Origin of the sequence: Barnesiella sp. An55, assembly GCF_002161555.1 — a bacterium.
In the GTDB taxonomy this organism is placed as follows: domain Bacteria; phylum Bacteroidota; class Bacteroidia; order Bacteroidales; family Barnesiellaceae; genus Barnesiella; species Barnesiella merdipullorum.
In genome coordinates, this window is the sequence record NZ_NFHZ01000005.1 from 75,670 (window position 1) to 101,477 (window position 25,808).

Consider the following 25,808-nt stretch of genomic DNA (forward strand, 5'->3'; position numbering starts at 1 on the left):
AACATACCCCTATATGGATACAAGAAAGTATATAGCCGATCATCGCGATCGTTTCTTCGATGAGCTGTTTTCGTTGTTGCGCATACCCTCGATAAGTGCTTTGCCCGAGCACCGGGACGATATGCTGCGTTGTGCCGACCGGTGGCGTGAGTTGCTGCTCGAGGCCGGAGCCGACCGTGCCGAGGTGATGCCTACATCGGCCTCGCCGGTGGTTTTTGCCGAGAAGGTGGTCAACCCCGACTACCCCACGGTGTTGGTCTATGCCCACTACGACGTGATGCCGGTCGAACCGTTGGAGCTGTGGCACACCGAGCCTTTTGAACCGGTCATTAAGGAAGATCGCCTGTGGGGACGTGGTGCCGACGACGACAAGGGGCAGGGATTCATCCAGTTGAAAGCGTTTGAGATTGCCGTGCGCGAAGGTCTGTTGCGCTGCAACGTGAAGTTCCTGATCGAGGGCGGCGAAGAGATAGGCTCGCCCGGAGTGGAGGAGTTCTGCAAAAGTCACCTCGACCTGCTGCGTTGCGATGTGATTCTGGTCTCCGACACCAGTATGGTGGGGCTCGATACTCCGTCGATTACGACGGGTCTGCGTGGCCTGGCCTATTGGGAGATCGAAGTGACCGGTCCCAACCGCGACTTGCACTCGGGTATCTTTGGCGGTACGGTGGCCAATCCCATCAACGAACTCTGCAAGATGATGGCCGGTATTGTCGATGGCAACGGCCGCATTGTCATTCCTCATTTCTATGACGATGTCGAGGAGGTGTCGGCCCAGGAGCGAGCCATGCTGGGTGCCGTACCCTACGACGAAGAGAAATATAAACAGGCCATCGAGGTCGATGAATTGGCCGGTGAAGCTGGTTTCTCGCCGCTGGAACGCACCGCCATTCGCCCCACGTTCGATATCTGCGGTATCTGGGGCGGTTATACGGGCGAAGGGGCCAAGACGGTGTTGCCCTCGAAGGCCTATGCCAAGGTGTCGTGCCGACTGGTCCCCCACCAGAATCATGAGCAGATTTCGAAACTCTTTATCGACTATATCGAGTCGGTGGCTCCCCGCAGCGTGAAGGTAAAGGTTACCCCCATGCACGGTGGCGAGAGCTATGTATGCCCCATTGACTTGCCGGCCTATAAGGCGGCCGAGCAGGGATATACGCTGGCATTCGGCAAACAGCCGTTGGCCGTGCGCCGTGGAGGCAGTATTCCCATTATCGCCACGTTCGAAAAGGTGTTGGGTGTGAAATCGGTCTTGATGGGCTTTGGCCTCGAGTCGGATGCTACCCACTCACCCAACGAGAATTTCCGCATGGAGATGTATGAAAAGGGAATCGTTGCCGTGGTCGAGTTTTACAACCGGTTTGGACATTAATCGGCATGGAGCAGAAGCGATATCGCGATTTTGCCGATTTTCTGAGCGAACATTTCGACGGCAAGGTGCAGAAAATCTCGCTGCATGCCGGCTTTACCTGTCCCAACCGCGACGGCAGTATAGGGGTGGGGGGCTGCACCTATTGCAATAACCAGACTTTCAGCCCCGACTATTGCCACACGGGCAAGAGCATCACCTGCCAGCTTGACGAGGGTATTGCCTTCTTTGCCCGCAAGTATCCCGAGATGCGCTACCTGGCCTATTTTCAGGCTTATACCAATACCTATGGCGAGCTTGAGGAGTTGAGACGCAAGTACGAAGAGGCTCTGGCTCATCCCGGTGTGGTGGGTCTCATCATTGGCACCCGTCCCGATTGCATGCCGGCTGGTCTGCTCGACTACCTGGCCGAGTTGTCGCGGCGCACCTTCGTGTTGGTGGAGTATGGAGTGGAGAGTACCTGCGACGAGACTTTGCATCGCATCAACCGGGGGCACGACTTTGCCACCTCGGCCGATGCCATTCGCCGCACCTCGGCCGCCGGGGTGCTGGTGGGTGCCCACATGATACTGGGGTTGCCGGGCGAGACTCGTGCGATGATGCTCGATCATGCCCGCCGCATGTCGCAACTGCCTCTAGATACCATCAAACTGCACCAGTTGCAGCTTATCCGCCACACCCGCATGGCCCGCGAGTATGAGACTCGTCCGCAGGATTTTCACCTGTATGATGTCGATGAGTATATCGACCTGGCTATCGACTTTGCCGAACGGCTGTCGCCCCGCATCGCCATCGAGCGGTTTGTGTCGCAGTCGCCGGCCGAGCTGCTCATTGCACCCAACTGGGGGCTCAAGAATCATGAGTTCACCGCCCGCTTGTTGCGTCGCATGCGCGAACGCGATACCTGGCAGGGACGCTTGTGCGAGGAGGGTGTGTGAATAGCCGCGAGATTAAAACCGGGTCAGGAATTTGACCAGGTCCTCTTTTTCGGAGAGTCCCAGCTTTTTGCGCAACCGGTTTCGGCCCGATTCGATGCTGCGCACCTCCTTGAAGGTGATGGCGGCAATCTCCTTGGTCGAGAGGCCCAGCCTCAGCAGGGCGCAGAGGTGCTGGTCGTTGGTCGTCAAGTCGGGGTATTGAGCCGACAGCTTTTGGAAGAACGAGTCTTGTACGTTTTCAAATCGGTAGCGGAACTCCTCCCAGCTGCTTTGGGTGTTGTATTGATTGATTTTCGAGATAATCTCTTTGATGTGTTTCCGTTTTTCGGTCTCCTTGACATTGATTTCGAGTAGGAGTCTCTTCATCTCTTCGTTTAGTTTCTCGATGTAGTTTTCGTTCTGTACCGATTGAATCGAGAGCGAAACCATCTCTCTCTTTTGTTGCAGAAGCATTTCGTCTTGAGAAGCAAGTTGCTTTTCCAGTTGCGCTTTTTCCTCCTCCTTGCGTTGCAGTTCGGCCTCGAACTGGCGGTGAGCCTCCTGCAGCGATTCGGCCGAGGCGGCACGTTTCCGGGCCGACGATAGTCGGTTGCGCAGAAGCATGACGACGAGGCTCACGATAATCACAATCAACAGGGTGTAGACGATGGCGTTTTTCTTCCGCTCCTGTTCGGCTGCGACCGACTCCTGCCGGTTGCGCTCCTGCCCGGCCAGATACATCTCTTCAATATCGGTAACCTGGTGTCGGTTCTCGATGTCGGACAGGGAATCTTTGATCGATACGGCCCGGGCCAGGTTGCGGTAGGCGTTGGCATATTCGTTTTTCTCGGCATAGATTTCGGCAAACAGACTCAGCAAAGGCACCTGCTCCTTGTCGTTGTGGCAAAGGTCGGCTTGTTGCTTTGCCTTTTGCAGGGCTTCCAGTGCCGCGTCGGTGCGGTTGAGGTGCAGATATATTTGAGCCAACAGCCGGTAGGTATAGATGAGGAAGGGACTTTGCCCTTTCTGGCGCTGGTATTTCTCCACCTCTTGTATGATTTTCAGAGCCAGCAGCGGTTCGTTGCGATTGAGATAGATCGAGGCAATGCTCTGTTGCATGAGCATAATCATGTCTTTGTCCTTCTCGGCATCGAGCTGGTGTATGGCCAGGAAGGCGTATTCCAAGGCCTTGTCGTGATTTTGCTGTTTGGCGTAGGTGATAGCCAGGTTGTTGTAGTTGACAAACAGTTTCTGCTTGTCTTTATGAGCCTCGTTGAGTTGTATCGCCTTGTTGAAAAAGGTATCGGCTTGAGCATACTCTTTTTGATGCTGAAACGTGCTGCCCAGGTTGTTGTAGATGATGGCCGTCATATCGTCCATGCGATACTTTTTGGTCTCTTCGAGGGTGTTGAAGTAGATGTTGATGGCCGGGGTCGACATGCCCAACGACTGATAGGCCGAAGCCTGGATAAGAGCCAGATTGACGATGGCCTTCTCCTTGTCGAGCCCGTCGGAAAAGTTCTCCTGCAGGAAGCGCCGGGCCAGTTTGGTGTATTCGATGGTGGGGTTGTAAAGTCGGCTCTCACTGAGCTTGACCGCCATGTCGTACAGGGTGGCTATCGCAGTCGAGTCGGGGAGCGATGCCGTTTGCAACAGGTGTGTTGTTGAGTCGATATAGGCTTGGTTCTGAGAGGCATGACTCTTGTCTTTGAGGTTTCCGGCTGTATATATTTGTTGGGTCTCTTGGAGAAACTGTTTCAGGTTGGATGAGTAGTTTCGAGCCAGGCAGTAGTTGGAGGCAAGACCTATGAATAGAACTCCGCATAAGATAATTTTCAGGGGAAGAGGTTTTCGATAGGGTTCTTTCATGATCGTAGCACTTTGAATGTGTATGACAAAGATACGAAATATTTATAATTTATTATTTTCATTGCTGTGTGGAAAATGAATTTTTATCGCCCTTGAACTCCATTATGCTTTTTTATTACGCGCGAATCTATTTTAAATGGATATATAAACAACTGATTATTATATAAATGCAGTATTGTGCCGTAGTGTTTTATCGAATCGAATTTAATTTGCAGTAGTTGGCTGGGGGGATAAAACTTTATGGTTTATCAGTTTTTGTCTTCATTTGTAAAAAGACCGACAGATTGGAGAATTTGTCACACTGATTACCTCTATTTGGTTTTTGTTTATTTAATGGTTGTTTTTATGAAAAAGAGTTTACTGATTGTTTTACTTGTGCTATTGAATGTAAACCTTGGGTTTGCCGAATTGCACGAGACTTTCGATGGTGGAACATTCCCTCCAGAGGGTTGGACAACGACTTGCATACCGAGTACGCTGAACGATTATCCTCGATGGAGTTCGACCGCAGATATCGATCCGTTTGTATTGGGATACACCACCGGCGGCTATGCTGCCTATTCCAGGTCGGGTGGTTTCGGCGAAGGACTGGAGACCGACTCGTGGCTGGTGACCCCTCAAGTCGAAATCAAAGCGGGAGAGTATTTGCACTTCATGTTGGGTGCCAATTGGGCATCCGGTATTGAGTCCGAAGAGCGGGCGTTTGAGGTGCTTGTTTCCCAGTCCGATACGGCAAGAGTCAATTTTACCGATACCCTGATGTGCATCTCGCCGCAGAATTTATTGCCGTGGGGCGCCTATGTGTTCGACCTGTCGAAGTATGCCGGCAAGTCTATCTATGTGGCATTCCATGAAAGAGGTCACGGAGGATACTCTTTTGTTTCCAATTTGACCTATGTAGACGATGTGAACATCGATGGAAATCCGGGTGCCGACATGGCTATCTACGTGGTAGAGGGGTTGGGCACATCCTGCGATACGGAACACCCTGTCCAAGTCGAAGTTGTCAATACCGGTTTGTCGGTCACCTCGTATCGGCTGAACTATCGGGTAGGCGATGGCGACGTGGTTTCGGAGGTAGTGACGGAGCCGTTGCTTTCCGGCGAACATAAAACGTATCTCTTTGCCCTGAAAGCTCTGTGTGTAGAAAATGAGACGAGTGTGATAACGGCTTGGGTCGATGGTGTTTCGAACGACTTGAATGTCGAGAACGATACCCTTTCGACCGAGATTGAGGTGAGACCGTCGATTGAGTACCCGTATGAGATGAATACCGAGAATGCCACGACCGATTTCTCGAGTTCCAGTACACCCTCCATGCGCTCGGCCTATTGGGCATACAGCACCGATAACGAAGGTTGGGTTTCGGTACCGTATAAAGGCAACACGGCGTTGTTGAGAAGCAACTGTATCTCGCTGCCGGCCGGGAGTGTGCGGGTCGAATTTGAATACATGTCGAGTCTCGACTTTACCATGTCGGTCAAGACCGGCTATTTCGTAAAGAAAGAGTATGTCGAGGTGGGTGTATCGGACAAGTTGCCGGCATCGGAAACCGAATTTGCCAAAGCGGCGATTGTCTGCTCGATCGAAGAGGCCGGATTGGTTTCGCTGGCTTTGCAGGCCAACACCGAGGCTCAGGTTGTCGTGAAGAATATCCAGATAAAAGACCCCTACGAAGATATTATCGCCGAGCGCATCACCTCGCCCAAGCTGTCGGCCAAGCTGGTCAACAACCAGGTGACGGTTGCGGCCCGGTTCAAGAATGGCGGCAAGATGGCACAAAGCCATATCCCGGTCTATTTCCAGGTCGACAACGGTGAAATCGTATCGGGCGAGATCGACCAGTTGGCTGCCAACGAAAGCAAGGAGTATGTATTTGAAACTACGTGCGACTGGAGCACCCCGGGCGAGAAGGTGGTGAAAGTATGGTCGGCCATGGCTGCCGATGGTGACTTGACGAATGATACCGTCTCTACCCGCGTGGAGGTATATACGGCGCGCCCCTTCCCGCACGATATGGGATTCAACGACGACTCGTCCGACGTGATTTACTGGTCGTCGTATAATCCCGACCAGGACGGGGTTTACTGGGAACCCGTATTGAATGCCACGAAAGGTTTGCCCAAAGAGGGGAGCGGTATAGGTTACATCGATTCTTTTGCAGGCATCACGCACAACGACTGGTACATCAGTCCGGCCATTGCGATGCCGCAGGGAAAAGCCCGCATTTCGTTCTACTATGCAACCATCTATTCGACCGGCGAAAGCTCGCTGCAGGTCTATATGGGCCGCAGCGACGACCCCGACGAGATGACTACGCTCCTGTGCTCTTATCCGCTGGATGTGGCCGGGCAGTATCATTACGGGTATGCCAGTTTCGATATACCCGAGGCCGGCAATTACTATTTCGCCTTCTACAACGAAGGTACGGGCCGCAATGTGATTCTCGACGATGTGCGTATCGATGCGGCCGAGGATATAGCCATGACCTCGGTTTCGCTCGACTGCCAGAGCGGGTTCAACTTGAGCGAGGCAGCCGTGACCATGCGCTTCGTCAATGCGGGTGTTTCGCCTCAGGAGAACGTGAAGGTCTCGTATACGGTCAATAACAGCGAGACCTCCGTGACGGAACTGTTTGCCGGTCCGCTGGCTCCGGGCGACACGGCCACCTATACCTTTACCCAAAAGGCCGATATTTCGGCCAAGGGAAGCTACGTCTTTACCTGCTCGGCGAAGAGTTCGGCCGATACCGACAGCTACAACGATGCTCTGCCGAGTGCTACCTTGCAGAATTGGCCCAATGCTACCCTGCCGTACAAGGAGGATTTCGAAGATACCGCAACCGACCAGTACTGGAGCCTGCATTCGTCTACGTCGGCCACTCTGGTGATTGCCCACTCCCAGTGGGGTTCGGGCTCGGCCTACGATGGCACGGGACTGTTGGGTTGCACCGACCAGATGAGTGCCGATGTCGATGCCTGGGCCCGGTCGCAGTGCATAGAGATTCCGGCCGGCGAATATGAGTTCTCGATGTTCTATCGTACGATGTTGAATCAACCCTCGTCGCCGGATAGCCCTCTGTCTTATGTACAGAGATTCAGAGTCTATTTGACGACCGACCCCGACGACATGTCTCAGGCCACGCTGCTGTATGACAACGACAGCGTAATCGTGAAAGACAAGTATTATGCCAAGCTGCTGGTACCGGTAACGGTAGCTGCCGACGGTAACTATTATATTGTCATCAACTGCTATTCGCCCAAGGGTAACGGTTGCCTCTATCTCGACGATATTGAACTGAAGCCGACCTCTGAGGCCCAGACGACCCTCCCGTACAGTTCCGACTTCCTGACACACGAAGATGAGTGGTACCACTACAGCCCGGCCTCCAACATCGAGCAGTGGTCGGCCCAGACCGAGGGCGACGAGACCTTCATGGAGTCGATGTATATCTGGTACGACTACGACGTGGAGTCGAATGCGCTGCCGGGTCTGCTGGTGGCTCCCTCGGTGGCCTTGTCGGCCGGCGATTCGGTGAAGGTGACGATGGATTACATGATCATGATCGACGACCCCTCGAGCAACCACGGGCAGAACCTGAAGATCTACATGGCCGACAAAGATACCCCCGACTCCTATACCACGCTGGTGGCTGAGGGCGATGTGATAGACGAACGCAGCGAGGTATCGGGTACGGTTTGCATTCCTCACGACGGCATCTACTATTTTGGTGTGAAGGCCGATTGCCCGCCGGAGTTCTCGGCTACCCTGATGCGCATCTACGCCTTCGATATGGAGCGCACTCATACCGTATCGGGTGTGGAGGATGTGAACAACGATGCAGCCTCGTTCTTCTTCGATGGCGAGCGGCTTCACATCGTGGGCGACTATACGGAGGTGGCGCTCTACGACTGTCGGGGTGTTGCGATGGGTACCTATCGCGACGAGTCGATTATCGATTTGAGCAGCCTCTCGTCCGGAGTCTATATTGTCCGACTGCTTACCGGCAACCGGGTAATTTCGGGAAAGATACTTGTTCCATAATTTCAGATAACTAAGCAAGAGAGGGGTATGCTCTCACAGGCATGCCCCTCTCGTATTTAATTGGATTTTCGCATGAATAAGTTTTGTTTTGCAGGGCTCGCCATGGCGTTGAGCCTGGGAGTTTCGGCACAACCGATGTATGAGTTGCCCCGGATAAACACGTTGCTCCGGGAGCGTCCGTTGGATTCGAAAGTCATCTGTTATTCGACGGCGGGTGCCACCCTGCCGTATACCGAGAATTTCGACACCCCCGATGTGTCGACCGCTTTGCCCGCGGGCTGGAGCGTATCCGACGCGAGTGCTACCGCGGCGTTCACCATACAGGTAAATGCGTTGAGCGGAATTACGGCACACTCGGGCAAGTATTATCTGGTTTCGGGTCCCGACCGTCGCGGGAATGCCCGGGATGCCTGGGCCTTTTCGCCGGCCTTGAGTCTGGAGGCGGGCAAGCCGTATTATATTGCCTTGTATTGTTTTGCCCCCGGTTACCAAGGTGTGGCCGACCAGTTTGAGATTACGGTGGGCTCCGAGGCTTCGGCAGCCGCGCAGACGCAGCGCCTGGTCGACCGCACCGGCGAGCAGGCCGAGATATGTACCGAGTGGACCAAGGTAGAAGGGGTATTTACCCCCGAGACGGCGGGCGAGTATTACTTTGCCATACACCATTGTACCCCGGCCGGGACGCAGGGCAATGCGGTCGGCTTCGATGACTTTACGGTATCGAGTGAACCTCTCGTGGAGTTGCCGTCGGTCGAGGCCTACTATACGGGCGGCCTCTGGTCGTTTACGGCCGATACGGTCTATGTGGGCGATTCGGAGCCGTTGAACTACGGAGCTACCGGGCAGAACGTCGATTCGTACAGCTGGGAGTTCGGTACCGATGCCACTCCCGCGTCGGTACAGGCAGCCTCGGCCTCGGTCGTGTATGTCACCGATGGGGTGAAACAGGGTGTAGTGACAGCCACCAATGAGAACGGGACGGCCAGCGATACGCTGGAGACCGGGGTCGTGCACCTGTCGCCTGCCGTGATGGACTATGTGTGCAACCGTCGGAAATCGGACGAGCTGACGACCTATCAGGTGAGCGAGTATGGTTTCATGCTGGGCTTGAACTCGAATTACACGACGATTGCCGAGAAGTTTACCCTCCCCGACAATGCCCGGGGCGAGGTCGACGAGGTGGTCATCTATACCTACCTCTATGCTCTGGATGCCGCGAACCAGGAGAAGAGTTTGATTTTGAGTATCTATGACGAGGGTCCCGACGGTCTGCCGGGCGAAGCTGTCGCTTCGTTCTCGGGGCGCCTGGGCGAACTCTTCGGGAGTGAAAACTCGGTGGGCCAGTTCTGTACGGCATTCTTCCCGGCCGTAGAGGTGACGGGCAGTTTCTTCGTGGTGCTGGAATTCCCCGAGATTACACCCGATGCCGACAATATGCTCGGGTTGGTTTCGACGAAGAGCCGTACCCAAGACGACTGCACGGCTTATGCCAACTATCAGGGCCGCTGGTATGCGATGAACAGCCTCTATGGCGGCGCCAATCTGTCGTCGATGATTTCGCCCCGCTATCGGTTTGTAGCGGTTTCGGCGGTTCAGAATGTCGCAAACGACTCGGCCCTCTCGCTGAGTATGACGGGCGAGACACTGTATATACGGGGAACCGTTGCCGGTGACCTCTATCGCGTGTTCGACCTGTCGGGCCGTATGGTGGCCACCGGTGCTACAGATGAGGCCGAAACGGTCGTATCGCTGTCGGGCCTTTCGAGTGGCGTCTATGTGGTTTGTGTTGGCGGTAGGCCTGTGGGGAAGATGGTGAGATAGTATTTTTTTGACGACCAGTTGCTGTCCTGGAGAGCAGGAGGACAACCGGTCAAATTTCATAACGTGTGGGCCCTGTCGGAGCTGTAAAGGCAACCGATAGGGCTTACACGTGTATACAGGGTAGGGACTCCCGACCAGGCGGGAGGTCTTGTGTTACTGGTGGTTTTGCAACCGTTGGCGGGCCATCTGCTCATATTCGGTGCCGGGGCGTCCGTAGTTGCAATAGGGATAGATGCTGATACCGCCGCGAGGTGTGAAAAAGCCGGTTACCTCGATATACTTGGGCTCCATGAGGCGGATGAGGTCTTTCATGATAATGTTCACGCAATCTTCGTGGAAGGCTCCGTGGTTGCGGAAACTGAAGAGGTAGAGCTTGAGACTCTTGCTCTCGACCATGCGCTCGCCGGGGATGTAGTCGATTTGTATGGTGGCGAAGTCGGGTTGCCCGGTGATGGGGCAGAGGCTGGTAAACTCGGGGCAGTTGAATCGCACCCAGTAGTCGTTTTCGGGGTGTTTGTTGGTGAAGGTTTCCAACACCTCGGGGGCATAGTCTTGCCGATAGGTAGTCTTGTAGCCCAGCAGGGTCAGTTGAGGTTCTTTCGATTCCATATTCGTGAGTTATTGTAATTCTTTTATCTTGAAGATGTTGTAGGATACCTGCCGGTCATACACGTCGCTCCCGTCGATGCGTTTGACCAGACGCACTACGCGTATGGTCACGGGCAGGATAATGATTTCATAGGCAGTCTTGAGACAAGCCTGGGTGACGATGAGTATGGCCAGCTCTCTGACCGGTACCACACCACCGAAGGCGATGGGAAAGAAGAGCAGCGAGTCGGCACTCTCGCCCACGATGGTCGAGGTGACGGCCCGCAGCGAAAAGTGTTTGCCTCCGCTCGAGATTTTCATCTTGCTCATGATATAGGCGTTGAGAAACGAGCCAGCGAGAAAGGCGATGAAGCTGGCCAGCAGGATGCGCGGCGTGGACGAGAAGATGGTTTCGAAGGCATTTTGCCCCTCCCAGAAGGGTGCCGACGGCAAGACGATGGCCAGTTGGATGAAGATGACAGCCAGCAGGTTCATGAGAAATCCCATCCAGATGATGAGCCGCGCCTTGCGGTAGCCCCACACCTCGGCAATGCAGTCGTTGATGATGTAGGAGAAGGGAAAGACAATGAGGCCCGCGGTTGCGGTGATGCCTCCCAAAGAGATCATTTTCACCTCGAGCAGGTTGGAGCAGATGAGGCACACACAGAAAAGAACGCCCATGACGAGGAAGGGCAGGGATACGGTACGATTCATGAGTCTTGTTTTTTACGTGGTGTTCAAGCACACGGGAGGAGTCCTTGCGCTCCTCGCTGGTTATACAAATGAAATTTTTCGGGCGCAAAGGTACTACTTTTTTACACAATCGCAAACCGATGGGTGGGGGATGTCGGGTAACCATCCCTTCTTAAGATGAGCCTCGGGAGGGTCCCGAGGCTTCCCCCGTCTTGGGTAGAGCGGGTATGGGTCAGTCTTCCTCTTCGGGTGCTGTCTCGTGCCGCTGTACCAGCACCTTGTCGATGCGAGCCCCGTCCATATCGACGATCTCGAAGGTGAAGCAGAGCCATTCTACCTTTTCGCCTTCGGTGGGGATGTGTTGGAGCAGGTCGAGGATAAGGCCGCTCAAGGTGTTGTAGTTGAACTCCTGGTAGCGGTCGGTCATGTCGTAGTGGTCGAGGAAGTCGTAGAACGAGCATTGTCCGTCGATGAGGCACGAGCCGTCCTCGCGGGTGACGATATCGGCCGAAGGACCGGCCGAGGCCGAACCAACCAACGCATTCAGTATGTCGCTGATGGTGACGATGCCCTCGATGCTGCCAAACTCGTCGGTGACCAGTCCATAGCGGTGATTCCCGTTGCGCAGCCGCTCCATGGCGGTATATACGCTCATGTTCTCGGGCAGGAAATAGGGGGCCGATGCCACCTCTTTGATGTTGAAGGCGGGGTCGTCGATTTTGGCAAAGAGGTCTTTGAGGGCCACGATACCAATGATGTCGTCGAGACTGTCTTCGCACAGGGGATAGACGGCATGCAGGTCGTGGATGATTTTCGATTTGAGTGTGGCGTTGTCGTCCTGGATGTCGAGGCATACGAGGTCGCTGCGATGGGTCATGATCGATGAGATGTTGCGGTCGCCCAGGTTGAATACCCGCTCGACGATATCCTGCTCGACCTCCTGCACGCTACCATCCTCGGTACCCTCGCGCACGATGGCTTTGATTTCGTCTTCGGTAATGGCCTCTTTCTGCGACGAGAGCCCCAGGAACTGGCACACACCGGCTGTGCTCTTGGTGAGAATCCACACAAAGGGGGCGCCGATATATGAGAGCCACGACATGGGGCGCGATACGATCTTGGCCACCTGCTCCGAGGCTACCATGCCGATGCGCTTGGGTACCAGCTCGCCGATAATGAGGGTGAGGTAGGTGACGGCAACGACGATAATCGTTTTGGATATGCCCAGGGCATAGGGTTGCAAGGTGGAACTTTGGGACAGAATATCGGCCAGGTCGTGGGCCAGGGCATCGCCCGAATAGAGACCGGTGAGGATACCGATGAGGGTGATGCCAATTTGTACGGTGGAGAGGAAGCGGTCGGGGTCTTGCGAAAGTTTCAGGGCCGACTGTGCGGCTTTGCTTCCTTTTTTAGCGCTGTTTTCGAGTTTGACTTTTCGGGCCGAGACCAGGGCGATTTCGGACATAGAGAGCACTCCATTGCAAAGGATAAGGAGTACTATGATAAATATTTCCATGTGAGAATTAAAAAATTACAGGTCGAATATACGAAATATATTTTGAATGATATAAGAATATGAATTATGGAACTTATTTTTAATTTTATTTAGTCAAATTGACAGTTTGAGCGGTTCGAAAGGAGCACACCGTTGACTCTCGTGCAAGTGCTACCTATAGGAAAACAAACAGATAAATCGAATAAAAGAGACGAGAATGAGAAGAAAATGAAAAATAAATGCGATATTTGCACAACTAAACCTGAGAGGCTCCCTCGAGTTGCGTTTATTTGCGAAAAAAAGAGGCTTTTGCTTTTTTAGATGGGCAAAAAGCTATATATTTGCAGTCCAAAAAATTAAAAACAATTTATTAGTACATAATTTATAATTTATACAAAAATGACAAAGGCTGACATTGTAAACGAAATTTCTAAAAACACAGGCATTGAAAAAGCTGTTGTTCTTGAAACCGTTGAAAAATTTATGGAGACCGTAAAGGGTTCTTTGGCAAAAGGTGAGAATGTATATCTGAGAGGCTTCGGCAGTTTCATCGTAAAGAAAAGAGCTCAAAAGACCGCTCGCAACATTTCCAAGAACACGACGATTATCATTCCTGCTCACAATATTCCCGCCTTCAAGCCTGCTAAAACTTTCATGGGCGAGGTAAAATAAGAAGCATAAACAAACTCAATTAAATATTAATCTTTAAAACATACCGTTATGCCGAGTGGAAAGAAAAGAAAAGGCCACAAGATGGCTACTCACAAACGCAAAAAAAGATTGAGAAAGAACAGACATAAGAAGAAATAATGTCTGTCGGCTCTCAATGAATGACAGCACACAAAGAACAAATTTGATGCGTTTCGTTTGGAGGCATTGGATTTGTTCTTTCTGCTTTATCGCCTCCTGTTTTTACACGATGAAGAGGCGTTAAACTCTATCGGGCGGAATGGCTGTGTGGCGCGAAACGGCGCGCAGGCATGCCGCTTAACTAACAGTAATCTATAAATCACAATTATGACCAGCGAACTTGTAGTAGATGTACAACCCAAAGAGATCTCTATTGCTCTGCTCGAGAACAATCGGTTGGTCGAGCTTCAGAAAGAGGCTCGAAACATATCGTTTTCGGTGGGCGACATCTATTTGGGCAGGGTCAAGAAGCTGATGCCGGGACTCAACGCTGCGTTTGTTGATGTAGGTTACGAAAAGGATGCTTTCCTGCACTATCTCGATTTGGGCACTCAATACAACTCGAGTGCCAAGTTCTTGAAACAGTCGCTTGCCGACCGCAAGCGGGTATTGTCTCTCTCCAAATTCAATCTGCTGCCCGATATCGAAAAGGATGGCACGATTAACGACGCTTTGAAGGTGGGCCAGGAGGTGCTGGTACAGATTGCCAAGGAACCCATTTCGTCGAAAGGCCCCCGGTTGACGGCCGAAATCTCTTTTGCCGGCCGGTTCCTGGTGCTGATACCTTTCTCGGACAAGGTGTCGGTATCGCAAAAGATCAAGTCGAATGAGGAGAAACTGCGCTTGCGTCAGTTGATTCAGAGCATCAAGCCCCGCAACTTCGGGGTGATTGTGCGCACGGTTGCCGAGGGTAAACGGGTGGCCGAGCTGAACAACGAACTCAAAACCCTGGTGAAGTGCTGGGAAGATATGCTGGTGAAGTTGCAAAAGGCGCAACTCCCCTCGCTTGTCTATGAAGAGACGGGACGTACGGTGGGGCTCTTGCGCGACATATTCAGCCCCTCGTTTGAGAATATCTATGTCAACGACAAGGAGACCTACAACCAGATTCACAACTATGTGAGCCTCATTGCTCCCGATCGCAAGGATATTGTCAAGCTCTATCAAGGCGAATTGCCTATCTTTGACAACTTTGCAATTACTAAACAGATTAAATCTTCGTTAGGAAAGACTGTCTCTTTCAAAAGCGGAGCGTATGTAATCATCGAGCATACCGAGGCGTTGCACGTGATCGATGTGAATAGCGGCAACCGCTCAAAAGCCTCCTCCGACCAGGAGAGTAATGCCCTCGATGTAAACATGAACGCTGCCGAAGAAATTGCCCGGCAACTGCGGTTGCGCGATATGGGCGGAATTATCGTGATCGATTATATCGATATGGACGAGGCCGAGAATCGTCAGAAACTGTATGATCGTATGCGCGAACTGATGGCCAACGACCGTGCCCGACACAACATCTTGCCCTTGAGCAAGTTCGGGTTGATGCAGATTACCCGCCAGCGGGTGCGTCCGGCCCTCGATATCATTACCAGCGAAGATTGCCCGACTTGCCACGGTAAAGGCACCATTCCTCCCTCCTTGCTCTTTACCGATTTGTTGGAGTCGAAGATTCACTATTTGGTGTATAAGTTGAAGATCAGGAAATTCACTTTACACGTGCATCCTTTCGTAGCCGCGTATATCAATCAGGGGGTATTCTCTCTGAAGATGAAATGGCGCTGCAAATATACCTTCCAGATGAAGGTGATTCCCAATCAGTCGCTCGCTTATCTCGAGTATAAGTTCTTCGACGCCGAGAAAAACGAGATTGACCTGAAAGAAGAGATTGAAATTAAAAAGTAAAGAGACCGCAAGGTCTTGCCGGAGAGAGGGCTCGTCAACAACGACGGGCTCTCTTTTTTTGTCTCCCTACCGGGAATTGTGGCCGGCTCGGGATATGTGGGGATACGAAACAGCCCCGCCGCCGGTGAAGGCTGGGCAGGGCTGTCGGGAGGGAGGGTAATGGGAAGAGACCTTCGCCTATTCCCGGTAATAAATGCGTTTTACGCGGGTCGAGACCGAGGTGAGTATCTCGTAGGGAATGGTACCGAGCGTCTCGGCAATCTCGCTCACCGGCAGTTGCTCGCCGAATATCTCGACTCGGTCGCCGGGCTTGCAGTCGATGTCGGTCACGTCGATCATGCACACATCCATGCAGATGTTGCCCACGATGGGGGCGCGCTTGCCGTTCACGACCACGCATCCCTTGCCGTTGCTCAGGTGACGGTCCAGTCCGTCGGCATAGCCTATGGGAATGGCTGCGATGCGTGAGTCGCGGGTGAGTACCCCCTTGCGGCCGTAGCCCACGGTTTCGCCGGCCGGCAGCGACTTGATTTGCAGGATGGTGGTTTTCAAGGTACTTACCGTTTCGACCCCGCAGGGTTCCTCGATGGGCGATACACCGTAGAGCCCGATGCCCAGTCGCACCATGTCCATCTGGTATTCGGGAAACCGCAAGATACCGGCCGTGTTGAGGATGTGGCGCAGAATCTTGTGTTTGGAGTGCTGTTGCAGGTAGTCGGCACAGCGGGTGAAGGTGTCGATTTGCTGGTGCGAGAACTCGTCGAAGCGGGGCTCGTCGCTACCGGCAAAGTGCGAGAATACCGAGCGGGCAAGTACGACCGTCTGGTCGTTGAGAATATCGACCACCTGCGGCATGTCTTTCTCTTCAAAGCCGAGGCGGTGCATGCCCGAGTCGATCTTGATATGTACGGGGTAGCCGGCCAGGCCCAGTTTCTCGCCTTCGGCGATGATGGCCTTCAGCAGTTCGAAGCTGTATATCTCGGGTTCGAGGTAGTAGCTGAACAGGGTGCGGAAGCTGCTCATCTCGGGATTCATCACCAGGATAGGCATGGTGATACCTGCCTTGCGCAGCTCGGCCCCTTCGTCGGCCACGGCCACGGCCAGGAAGTCGGCGCCGCGGTCTTGCAGCGTCTTGGCCAGTTCGTAGGATCCGGCACCGTAGCCAAAGGCTTTGACCATGCAGATGATTTTTGTCTCGGGACGCAGTTTCGATTTGAACAGGTTGTAGTTGTGTACGATGGCATCGAGGTTGACCTCGAGAATGGTCTCGTGCTGTTTCAGCTCGAGTGTCTCGGAGATGAGTTCGAAGTGGAACTCACGGGCTCCCTTAATCAGTATCAGCTCGTTGTGGAAATCGGCCGGGTCGAGTTGCGCGAGGAAATTCTCGGTTGAGGGGTAGAACTCCTTCTCGAGGTTGAAGAGGTAGGCGTTGTCCGAGATGACGGGCCCGATGCCGATGAGGCGTTCGATACCTTTGTGCAGGATGATGTCGGCCACCTTGCGGTAGAGACTGGCCGGCGGGAGTCCCGTTTGGTAAATGTCCGAGAGGATGAGGGTGCGGCGCATGCCCTTGGCGGCAGCTCGGCGGTTTTGGAAATCGAGGGCGATGGTGAGCGAGTTGATGTCGGAGTTGTAGCTGTCGTTGATGATAAGGCAACTGTTTATGCCCTCCTTTACCTCCATACGCATGGCCACCGGGGTGAGCCGGGCCATACGCTCGGCAATGGCTTCGGGCGGCCGGTTGTAGTAGAGCATCACGGCCAGGCAGTGGATGGCGTTCTCGATCGAGGCATCCTCGACAAACGGGATGGTAAAACTGCTGTGGTATTGCAGGTAGGTGTAGTCGATTTTTGTCGAGTCGCTACCCTTGGTAATCTTCGATATGTAGAGCGGTTTGTCGCGGTCTTTGCGCGACCAGGCAATCTCGCGGCAACCGAAGCAGAGCTTCTCGACACACTCGCAGATGAGGCTGTTGTCTCCGTCGTAGATGATGCAGTCGCAGGCCTTGAGCAGGGTGAGTTTCTCGATACACTTCTGTTGGATGGTCTGGAATCCCTCCTGGTGAGCTTCGCCGATATTGGTAATCAAGCCCAGTGTAGGTTTGATTATCTCTTCGAGACGGGCCATTTCGTCGGGTTGGGAGATACCGGCCTCGAAGATGGCCATCTCGGTTTTGGGCCCGATTTGCCATACCGAGAGGGGCACACCTATCTGCGAGTTGTAGCTGCGGGGTGAGCGCACGGTATTGTAGTCGGGTTGTAGCAGTTGGTAGAGCCACTCTTTGACGGTGGTTTTTCCGTTACTTCCCGTGACGCCTATCACCGGTATGTTGAATCGGCGACGGTGTGCGGCAGCCAGCTGTTGCAGGGCGTCGAGCGTATCTTTTACGACGATGAAGTTGGCCTCGGTCATATCCTCTTCGCCGGGAATGGTGTGTTCGACCACAAAGTCGCGTACCCCTTTGCGATAGAGGTCCTTGATGTAGCGGTGGCCGTCGTTGCGTTCGGTCACGAGGGCGAAGAAGAGAGTCTCTTCGGGGAAGGTGAGCGAACGGCTGTCGGTGAGCAGCGCGGTGATGATATGATCCTTGTATGCCCGTTTCTGGGCTTTGACGATAGTTGCAATTTGGGTAGTCGTGTAGTTCATATCTGTTTGATTCTTGTTTTTAATTCGGCTGTTTCGGTTGTGATATCTATGTAGGGGTAGGTCTGCCCGAAGCGCTCGACCTTGTCGAGCGTGCGTTGCAGGAAGTCCTTGTAGCTGTCGGTATCGCCGGTGATGGGGCGATGGGCCAGGGCGGTGTGTATCTTGTACCATTGCGAGGCAATGTCGCGACTCTCGGGGGTGAGATACGACTCGGTGAGCACTTCGCTGATGTAGGCGACGGCCGAGGCCGAGGGGTGTGTCATGTCGGTGTCGTAGAAACGGTAGTCGCGCAGGTCGTCCATCATGATTTCGTAGGAGGGGAAGTAGTCGCAGATGCGGCTTTCGCGTTGCAGCCGGTCGATGGCCAGCAGCAGGGTCGATTTGCTCAACTGGTTGCCATGTGCGCCGTCGCTGAGGTGGCGTATGGGGCTCACCGTGAAGAGCAGGCGGCATTGGGGCAGGTTGGCCTCGATATAGCGCACGATGGGTAACCACCGCGCTACGATGGCATCGACCGTGAGCAATTCCCGGTCGAAGAGCGAGGCCGGTTGCTTGTGGCAGTTGGCTACTACCTCGCCGGTTGTCTTGAGCTTATATACATAGGCACTTCCCCACGTGATGACCATGCGGTCGGTCATGGGCAGGCGGTCATGAGCCTGGACCAGGCGACGGTTGATGAGAGCCAGTGCGCTCTCCCGGTCGCTACTCGAGAAACGCGAGTGGTGATCGTAGCTGTGCCACAGGCCGTTCGACAGAAACAGATTGTCGGCCGTGAAGGGCCTTCCCGAAACGATGCGCTCCCAGTTGCGGGCGATGGACTCGGGATTGTACAGCGTACCAAACGGGTTGATATCGACATTGAATTTGCGCTGTTGCAGCCATGCACCCATGTTTTCGACAAAGCACGAGCCCAGCAACAACAGGTGTTGCCGGTGATCGAGGTAGCCGGGATGGCGTGGCGGGTCGATAACAGTTCTGAAATTCATAGATATCGCGCGATTTATGGCTTCAAAAATAGCAAAAGGCGAGAACAGCAAGTGAAGTTCTCTTGAACTTTTTGCCTGGCCGCCTCCTGCTTTCTACAAAAATAGAGATTTTCCTACCGATAGCACGCTAATTTAACATCTGAAAAAATAAAAAAATATAACGAATTGGTAAAATAACCATCATTTTCTTGTAAAAATACCAAAATAGAATTATATTTGCACTACCTGTTTTGCCACGGTGCCGTGTGGCACCGCCGTTTGTAGCTCTTCCTGTAATATACAAGAGGTATGGAACTATATTACAAGGAGGAACGAGATCGCGATTTGTACCAGGCCTACAACCAGGTACTCAAGTCGTTGGGGATGGCCGCTCTGGATACCCCTCGTGAGAAGGTGGTTCATCGGGTGGTCTATTCGGTAGCACCCCGTTTTTACATCAGTTATGAAGAGGCACGCCGCAATGTGAAGCGCATCATCAGCGGGCGCCCGCCCCGTTGTGCCTCGGCCGTTCGCATCGAGATGTATAACGACCTGGCCAATCTGTTGGGCGGATATCTGCGCCGGCATCCCCGGGCCTCGTTCAACGAGGCGCTCTGTGCGGTATTGGCCGAAAAGCCGGCTCCCCGGTTCTATCTGTCGGAGCGGTCGGCTCTGCTCATCATTTATCGTATGCAGAGGGGAGGTGCTTCATGAGACGCCTGGCCCGTTGTCTCTGCCTGCTGCTTCTGTTGGCCGAAGCCGCCGGGTGCAAGAGTACCCGGCAAAGCACGGTGTCGCAGCACGGTCAGTGGAACGGCGAGGCCGAGCACAGTTTCACGACCCTTTTCGACTCGGTGATGCGCACCGAATTGACGGGGAGTACCCGGTGGGAGTGGACACAGCTCGACTATTCGCTCGATACGTTGCGACCCGATGCGGAAATACCGCGCCTGCGGGTGACTCGTCTGGCCCGTACGGCCACGGTGACAGCCCGTCACGAGCGGGCCGTGACCGATTCGCTGGTGGCTCAATCGAGGGTGCAGGTGCGTGCCCGGGGCGAACAGGTTACGCACGACGAACGCCAAACCCGCACCACGGGGAGCCCACTCATTGGGGCGGCTGTGGTAATCGCTATTGTTTTATCCATTATTTATATCCTTAAAAAAAGATGAAAGAGATGAACGAAGAGAAAAGAAAAATGTGGGAGGCCGTGGTGTTCTCGTTTTCTGAAGATGAGATATTGCGGGAGCTGACGGCCGAGAGTTCGTATGTAGCCAAGAGTGTGGCCAGTACGACCGAATTGCAACCGGGGTGGAGTCGCTCGATTATTGTCACCGAGGACGACAGGCCGTTTCTTGATCGCTGGCTGTCTGATGCCCGCGACGAGATGACGCGGGTCCTCTCGGCCTATCTGTCGGACGAGATTGCCTCGACCGACAGTCGGGTGGTCTTTGCCGTTGTGTTGCCCGAGCATCGTGCACAGGGTCTCGACGAGTCCATTTGTCACCAGCTCGAGCGGGCCATCGTACACTATGTGCTGGCCCAGTGGTTTGTCACCAAGTTGCCCGACGAGAGTGCCCGCCGGCAGTTGCAGTACCAGGGGGCTCTGGAGGCGGTCAAGAGCGATATCAGGCTGGCTCGTAACCGTAGGCCGCACCGCCCGACCAACTATTTTTGAAAAATCGAACCTGAGGTTGTTGGCGGGTAAGGAGGGGCGATGTATCTTTGTATCCTGATTTTAATGAGGATAGAACGATGATTTGCAAAAACTGCGGGACGGAGTTCGAGGGGAACTACTGCAACCAGTGCGGGCAGAAGGCCACGGTGGGGCGATTGACCTGGAAGAGTGTGTGGGATAACCTTTTGCATGGTATTTTCCATGTTGACAATAGCTTTGTCAAGACCACGCGTATGTTGATTGTCCACCCCGACCGGCTGCTGAGCGATTACTTCGAGGGACGCCGAAAGGGGTATATGGCTCCCATCCCGTTGCTGGCCGTGTGGTGTGTGATTCTTCTCTTCCTCGGGCACATCAAGGGGTTGCCCGGGAGCATCTCGACCATCGAGACGTCGGCTACGCACAATTGGATTGTCGAGCATTATACCCTGATTACTATCGCTACGGTGCCGTTTATGGTTCTGGCCGTGAAGATAGCATTCCGCAAGGTGGGATCTGCGCAGTACAACTGGGTAGAGTATCTGCTGGGCTGCTGCTATGTGTCGGTGCTGTACATCCTGCTTTCGATAATCGTGATACCGGTCGGGTTGGTGTTGGATGCTTCATATTATCAGGCCTATCAGTGGGGTAATATGTTTCTTTGTCTGATTCCTACTTATTGGGCTGCCTACTCGTTCTTCCCCGACAAGTTCTGGATAACCTTGGGGCGTACCTTGTGGGCCGTGCTACTCTATCTTCTGTTTTTTGTGACAATCGGTGTCGCTCTTGCTTACCCTTTTGTGAATTAGGAGCGAGGAGCGATAGAGATACAGCGAGGGGGAGACCGGCCGGTTGGCGGGTTCTCCCCCTCGTGTTAATGGTGGGTATGGGTCGGGAGCCGATTAGTGGCAGCCGTCGCAGCCATCGCCGCAGCCATCGCCGCAACCTCCGTGGTCGTGACCGCAACCACAGCCGCAGCTGTGACGGGGGTGCAGCTCCTCTTCGGTGGCATCGCGCACCAGTTTCACTACACCTACATAGTGCAGGTTCTCGCCGGCCAGCGGGTGGTTGAAGTCCATGAGTACCTTGTCGTCCGACACCTTCAGAACCGAGCCGTTAATGCGGTATCCCTCGGCGGTCATCATGGGCACGGTGTTGCCCTCGAATACGGTTTGGTCGTCGAATTTTCCATCGACCATGAAAATATCTTTGTCGAGTTCGATGACATGCTCTTCGTTACGTTCGCCGAAAGCTTCGTCGCAGGTGAGCACGAAGTCAAACTTGTCGCCCTCTTTCAAGCCGTCGAGCCGTTTGAGCATGGCAGGGAGGATATTTTGGTCCACGCCATACACGAACTGGTCGGGCATTTCGTCGGTGGCACGTATCATCAAAGTCTCTTCCGGTTCGCCTGCGCCTGCATAGAGGTCGTAGGTGAGAACCACAAATTTACCGGGTTTAATTTCCATAAGGTTTTGTATCGTTAAATGGTTAATATTGTCGGGGTTGGGTGGAGTACTGCTCTGTCTCGTCTATCGGTCGTAGAACTTGCGGTTGTACTCCTTGAGCAGTTTCTTCACGTTGAAGTAGAAGCCCTCGATTTTGAGGGGATTGCTCTCGATGGCGATGTAGTCGAAGTAGGGTTCGACAAAGACAAACTCGGTGGCGGTGAATCCCTGTCGGTTCACGATGTTGTACTCGTCGGTAGGATAGATTACATACCAGGCAGTCTCGGGAGCCTTGCCGTCGCCGGTCGAGAGAATGGCGTTGATAATGCCTTTGAGGCGATAGTCCCACACGTCGGCTTCACGGTTTTTGCCCTTTTGGCGCAGACCATAGACCAGGAAGTTGATTTGGCGCAGGTCCAGGGGAATATCGGCCAGAATCTTGCGGGCATACTTGATGAGCGAGTCACACTCCGATTCGGTGTGTATCGTTTGCAGGTAGAGCCGTTCGATATGCTCGGGCACCTTAACTTCGCGATAGGGGTTGTAATCCTCCTGGCTGGCATATCCCAGGTAGAGGTGGCGGAACTCCTGCAGGGTCATGGTGGTGTCGTTGCCAAAATATTTTTTCAGCAGGTCGGGGTAGTAGTAGGGTGAGCGGCTGTCTCGCACGGCCTCTTCGATCTTCTCCATGTCGGGGATATCGAACGCGGGTGTCTCGGCGGCCCGCAAAGAGAGGCTTCCAAGGCCGATGATGAGTGTGAGAATGACGTATAAATGTTTCATCGTTTACGATTTGTTGTCGGGGCGGGCTCTCGCCCGTCTCTCCCCGCAAGGGGATAATATGATTTTGTCTATCGGAATGAGCATTGTGGCTCATTCCGATAGACAAAGATAGAATTTTCTTCTGACAACGGGTCGCTTTTTTACCGTAAAAGATGATAAAACATTTTACAACGTCCGTCCATCGGGCTGCCGGGTCAAGGCTTTTCAACCCTGTTTGCCGGCGTGTTTCAAAATCTTGGCATCGAGGTAGAACACGATCTCTTCGGCGATGTTGTTGCAGTGGTCGCCAATGCGCTCGAGCCTGCGAATGATGCTGATGAGGTTGAGACATTCGATGGCTCTTTCGGGGAATTGCTGCAGGTACTCGGCAATGATGGGTACTGCGGCATGGTTGAGCTCATCGACACGGTTGTCTTTGTTGAAGACGGCAATGGCTTCGGACGATTTCTCTTCGATGAGGGCATTTTCGGCCTGTTCCATCATGGCCTTGACGATGTCGAGCATCTCTTTGATGCCGGTCTTCTCGAAGAGTTCCGACTCGATATTCACCTCGGGGTAGTCGATGACAAAGCGGGCGATGCCATCGCAAAAGTCGGCTATACGCTCGAGGTTGTTGCTGGTCTTCATCATGGCCAGGGTGAACCGCAGGTCGAGAGCTACGGGGTTGTAGAGGCCGATGATGTCTTCGCAGTCGCTGTCGATTTTCAGTTCAAAGGCATTGACTCTCTTTTCGCGGTAAGTTACTTCGTGGGCCAGCTCCTTGTCCATGGAGAGCAGGGCTTCGCCGGCACGGTTGAGTTGTGAGTTGACCAGGTCCCACATTTCGAGAACCTCTTTTTTGAGGTCGTCGAGTTCTTTTTCGATATATATCATGGTTGCTGTATATTAGACGTAAGTGATAACTTTCCTGTTTTAATGGAACAAAGAAAAACGGTTGTTGTTTCCTCCTCGTTACATCGGTTTTACAAATATATGACAAAAATTGTGATTATGCTCTTTATCTGCATAGGTAAAAGTTCTTTATGTCTTGTTAATGCAAGGCAAGGCATTTGGTGTAAATTTTTATTGGATTTCTTATTAAAATTTGGTATTTTAAAAATTTTAGCTAAGTTTGCACTTAGAGGCTTTTTTACAGAGATTGTGGTTCGAACACGCTTTCTTTTTTTAAGAATGTTTGAAGTTCGGAGAGTCTCTTTGGCACATGAAAAAAAATGATTATGAAAAAGAAAAGTAAATTGTTTTTCGGGCTATTGAGCCTTTGTCTTGTTGTTTGCCTTTCGGCGTGTCGTAGTGATGATGAACCGTCTTCTGAAGATATTGCGACTATTACGACTAAACTTATTGGTACGTGGAAAGGGAGTATGAAGAACTATGAAGAGAGTTGGTGTACTGTGGTATTTCGAGAAGATGCGACAGTGAGTCTTACGTCCAAACATGGGGATGCATGGGGTACTGAAAGATTCAATGGGAAATATACTGTTTTAAGTGATGAGATTTCTTTTGACGGATGGTTGAATTACGATGGCTCAGGTTCCAGTGGATGGGAATGGAAGAAAAGTTATCCATATAAGTTTGAAGGGAACACATTGCTTTTGCAGTTCAATGGTTCTCCTTGGGTTCTTTCGAAAGAGCAATAATACCTGACTCTAAATTGTTGGTGTGTAGATTATTGAATTTAGATAAAAAAAATAGAGAGGCCATTACAATGGCCTCTCTATTTTTTTAATAGGTAACTATTTGTTTGAGATCAGATGCGCCTTTACTCCTCGTCGATGACCGGTTTCTCCAATCCTGGGATACCCACCAGCTTCATGTCGAACACCAGCGTGGTGTAGGGGAGAATCAGCGACGACATGTATTGGGCTCCATAACCCAGCGACTGGGGAATGATTACCCGGCAGCTGTCGCCTACCTTCATCTGTTCGAGAGCTACAATCCACCCCTTGATGTTTTGTTTCACCTGGGAACGGTAGATGCTGTCGGTCCTTTGGTACGACGAGTCAAAGGGCGTGCCGTTGTAGAGCATGCCTTTGTAGATGACATCGACCGTGCTGGTTTGGTAGGGCGACTGGGCATTGCGGTTGAGGCTCGTGTCGTTGTAGTACTTCATGAGCACATAGATGCTGCGGTCCCAGCTGGGTACGACTTTGGTATAGACGGGATTCCCGTTTTCGTCCTTGGCCCCGAGCTGTTCGATAAACCAGGCGTTGTTGGTGTCGCGCCAGGTTTCGTATTGGGTCCAATAGTCTTCGGTCTTCTTGCACGAAATCATGCTCAAGAGGAGACAAGCTAATAGAAAGATTGGTAACTTTTTCATAATGAGTTATAAGAGCTATTGATTAAAATTCCACGACGGGCGCTTGGGCGGCACTCTCCTCGGCCTTGAACTGCGGCTTGGGATCGAATCCGAAAATCTTGGCGGTAATCACGGCCGGGAATTTGCGTATCTTCTGGTTATAAGCGTTCACCGCGTCGGTATATCGCGAGCGCTCGGTGGCGATGCGGTTTTCGGTACCTTCGAGCTGGGCCTGTAATTCCAGAAAATTCTGATTGGCCTTCAGGTCGGGGTAGTTCTCGGTGATAGCCAGTAACTTGCCCAATGCACTGGACAACTCGCCTTGAGCGGCCTGGTACTTTTGCAGGTTCTCTTCGGTGAGGTTGGCCGGGTCGATGGTGATTTGCGTAGCCTTTGAACGGGCGGCAATCACGGCTTCGAGTGTTTCGCTTTCGTGCGAGGCATATCCTTTGACGGTGTTGACGAGGTTGGGCACCAGGTCGGCTCGTCGCTGATATTGGTTTTCTACTTTCGCCCACTGAGCGTTTATATTCTCGTCGGCCTCCACGATGCTGTTGTAGCTGCACGACGAAAACGATGCTGCAATGACGATTGCAAAAATTACTCGAACAAGATTCTTCATATTCAG

The 25,808-nt window shown here is 52.9% G+C and carries 22 protein-coding genes; 11 read left to right on the forward strand and 11 right to left on the reverse strand.

What is annotated here, in order from left to right:
* The first annotated feature begins 13 nt into the window (after positions 1-13).
* Both B5G10_RS04535 and B5G10_RS04540 read left to right on the forward strand, forming a co-directional pair.
* Positions 14-1,372 carry a dipeptidase gene (locus B5G10_RS04535; protein ID WP_087423555.1) on the forward strand — a complete coding sequence of 453 codons (1,359 nt, stop codon included), beginning with the start codon at positions 14-16 and terminating at the stop codon, positions 1,370-1,372.
* 5 nt (positions 1,373-1,377) lie between these two features.
* On the forward strand, positions 1,378-2,307 hold the full coding sequence (locus B5G10_RS04540; RefSeq protein ID WP_087423556.1) for a TIGR01212 family radical SAM protein: 930 nt from the start codon (positions 1,378-1,380) through the stop codon (positions 2,305-2,307).
* A 12-nt stretch (positions 2,308-2,319) separates the two neighbouring features.
* Here the strand turns inward: B5G10_RS04540 and B5G10_RS04545 are convergent, their stop codons facing one another.
* Complete coding sequence (locus B5G10_RS04545; RefSeq protein ID WP_087423557.1) at positions 2,320-4,155, reverse strand: tetratricopeptide repeat protein; 1,836 nt, start codon at positions 4,153-4,155, stop codon at positions 2,320-2,322.
* A gap of 345 nt (positions 4,156-4,500) precedes the next feature.
* On the opposite strand from B5G10_RS04545, the gene B5G10_RS04550 reads away from it, so the two are divergent.
* Together B5G10_RS04550 and B5G10_RS04555 are read left to right on the forward strand one after the other, a co-directional pair.
* On the forward strand, positions 4,501-8,199 hold the full coding sequence (locus tag B5G10_RS04550; RefSeq protein ID WP_158098775.1) for a choice-of-anchor J domain-containing protein: 3,699 nt from the start codon (positions 4,501-4,503) through the stop codon (positions 8,197-8,199).
* Between the two features lie 72 nt (positions 8,200-8,271).
* Complete coding sequence (locus B5G10_RS04555; RefSeq protein WP_143241062.1) at positions 8,272-10,020, forward strand: choice-of-anchor J domain-containing protein; 1,749 nt, start codon at positions 8,272-8,274, stop codon at positions 10,018-10,020.
* A gap of 153 nt (positions 10,021-10,173) precedes the next feature.
* On the opposite strand, the gene queF is transcribed toward B5G10_RS04555, so the two are convergent.
* The 3 genes from queF to B5G10_RS04570 form a co-directional block, all read right to left on the reverse strand.
* Entirely contained in the window at positions 10,174-10,629 is a 456-nt protein-coding gene (queF, locus tag B5G10_RS04560; protein ID WP_087423560.1) for a preQ(1) synthase, read from the reverse strand.
* A gap of 9 nt (positions 10,630-10,638) precedes the next feature.
* Positions 10,639-11,322: a queuosine precursor transporter gene (locus B5G10_RS04565; protein WP_087423561.1), complete on the reverse strand. Its 684-nt coding sequence runs from the start codon at positions 11,320-11,322 to the stop codon at positions 10,639-10,641.
* A 211-nt stretch (positions 11,323-11,533) separates the two neighbouring features.
* The gene (locus tag B5G10_RS04570; RefSeq protein WP_087423562.1) at positions 11,534-12,817 is read right to left on the reverse strand and encodes a hemolysin family protein; all 1,284 of its coding nucleotides are present in this window, start codon (positions 12,815-12,817) and stop codon (positions 11,534-11,536) included.
* A 378-nt stretch (positions 12,818-13,195) separates the two neighbouring features.
* Here B5G10_RS04570 and B5G10_RS04575 point away from each other — a divergent pair, with 378 nt between their 5' ends.
* Complete coding sequence (locus B5G10_RS04575; RefSeq protein ID WP_025278206.1) at positions 13,196-13,468, forward strand: HU family DNA-binding protein; 273 nt, start codon at positions 13,196-13,198, stop codon at positions 13,466-13,468.
* Between the two features lie 345 nt (positions 13,469-13,813).
* Positions 13,814-15,388 (forward strand): Rne/Rng family ribonuclease, encoded by a 1,575-nt coding sequence (locus tag B5G10_RS04580; RefSeq protein WP_087423563.1) that lies wholly within the window; start codon positions 13,814-13,816, stop codon positions 15,386-15,388.
* A 177-nt stretch (positions 15,389-15,565) separates the two neighbouring features.
* On the opposite strand, the gene B5G10_RS04585 is transcribed toward B5G10_RS04580, so the two are convergent.
* Together B5G10_RS04585 and B5G10_RS04590 are read right to left on the reverse strand one after the other, a co-directional pair.
* On the reverse strand, positions 15,566-18,034 hold the full coding sequence (locus B5G10_RS04585; protein WP_087423564.1) for a bifunctional UDP-N-acetylmuramoyl-tripeptide:D-alanyl-D-alanine ligase/alanine racemase: 2,469 nt from the start codon (positions 18,032-18,034) through the stop codon (positions 15,566-15,568).
* Positions 18,031-19,020, reverse strand: coding sequence for a GSCFA domain-containing protein (locus B5G10_RS04590; RefSeq protein ID WP_087423639.1), 990 nt, complete (start codon positions 19,018-19,020; stop codon positions 18,031-18,033). Before B5G10_RS04590 ends, B5G10_RS04585 begins: the two co-directional genes overlap by 4 nt.
* A gap of 288 nt (positions 19,021-19,308) precedes the next feature.
* Between B5G10_RS04590 and B5G10_RS04595 the strand changes: the two genes are divergently transcribed.
* From B5G10_RS04595 to B5G10_RS04610, 4 genes are all read left to right on the forward strand, one after another.
* Entirely contained in the window at positions 19,309-19,713 is a 405-nt protein-coding gene (locus tag B5G10_RS04595; protein ID WP_087423565.1) for a hypothetical protein, read from the forward strand.
* Positions 19,710-20,171: a hypothetical protein gene (locus B5G10_RS04600; protein WP_087423566.1), complete on the forward strand. Its 462-nt coding sequence runs from the start codon at positions 19,710-19,712 to the stop codon at positions 20,169-20,171. Before B5G10_RS04595 ends, B5G10_RS04600 begins: the two co-directional genes overlap by 4 nt.
* A gap of 5 nt (positions 20,172-20,176) precedes the next feature.
* Entirely contained in the window at positions 20,177-20,677 is a 501-nt protein-coding gene (locus B5G10_RS04605) for a hypothetical protein (protein ID WP_143241063.1), read from the forward strand.
* A gap of 77 nt (positions 20,678-20,754) precedes the next feature.
* Entirely contained in the window at positions 20,755-21,465 is a 711-nt protein-coding gene (locus tag B5G10_RS04610; RefSeq protein ID WP_087423568.1) for a DUF3667 domain-containing protein, read from the forward strand.
* 93 nt (positions 21,466-21,558) lie between these two features.
* Here the strand turns inward: B5G10_RS04610 and B5G10_RS04615 are convergent, their stop codons facing one another.
* From B5G10_RS04615 to phoU, 3 genes are all read right to left on the reverse strand, one after another.
* Entirely contained in the window at positions 21,559-22,122 is a 564-nt protein-coding gene (locus B5G10_RS04615) for an FKBP-type peptidyl-prolyl cis-trans isomerase (protein WP_087423569.1), read from the reverse strand.
* Positions 22,123-22,185: 63 nt separating this feature from the next.
* Entirely contained in the window at positions 22,186-22,884 is a 699-nt protein-coding gene (locus B5G10_RS04620) for a DUF4919 domain-containing protein (protein WP_087423570.1), read from the reverse strand.
* Between the two features lie 204 nt (positions 22,885-23,088).
* A complete protein-coding gene (gene phoU / locus B5G10_RS04625) occupies positions 23,089-23,757 on the reverse strand; it encodes a phosphate signaling complex protein PhoU (protein ID WP_087423571.1) in 669 nt (222 codons plus the stop codon).
* 344 nt (positions 23,758-24,101) lie between these two features.
* On the opposite strand from phoU, the gene B5G10_RS04635 reads away from it, so the two are divergent.
* Positions 24,102-24,521 (forward strand): hypothetical protein, encoded by a 420-nt coding sequence (locus tag B5G10_RS04635; protein ID WP_143241064.1) that lies wholly within the window; start codon positions 24,102-24,104, stop codon positions 24,519-24,521.
* Between the two features lie 122 nt (positions 24,522-24,643).
* On the opposite strand, the gene B5G10_RS04640 is transcribed toward B5G10_RS04635, so the two are convergent.
* Positions 24,644-25,201 carry an FKBP-type peptidyl-prolyl cis-trans isomerase gene (locus B5G10_RS04640; protein WP_087423574.1) on the reverse strand — a complete coding sequence of 186 codons (558 nt, stop codon included), beginning with the start codon at positions 25,199-25,201 and terminating at the stop codon, positions 24,644-24,646.
* A gap of 22 nt (positions 25,202-25,223) precedes the next feature.
* Entirely contained in the window at positions 25,224-25,802 is a 579-nt protein-coding gene (locus B5G10_RS04645) for a LemA family protein (protein ID WP_087423575.1), read from the reverse strand.
* Positions 25,803-25,808: the final 6 nt, after the last annotated feature.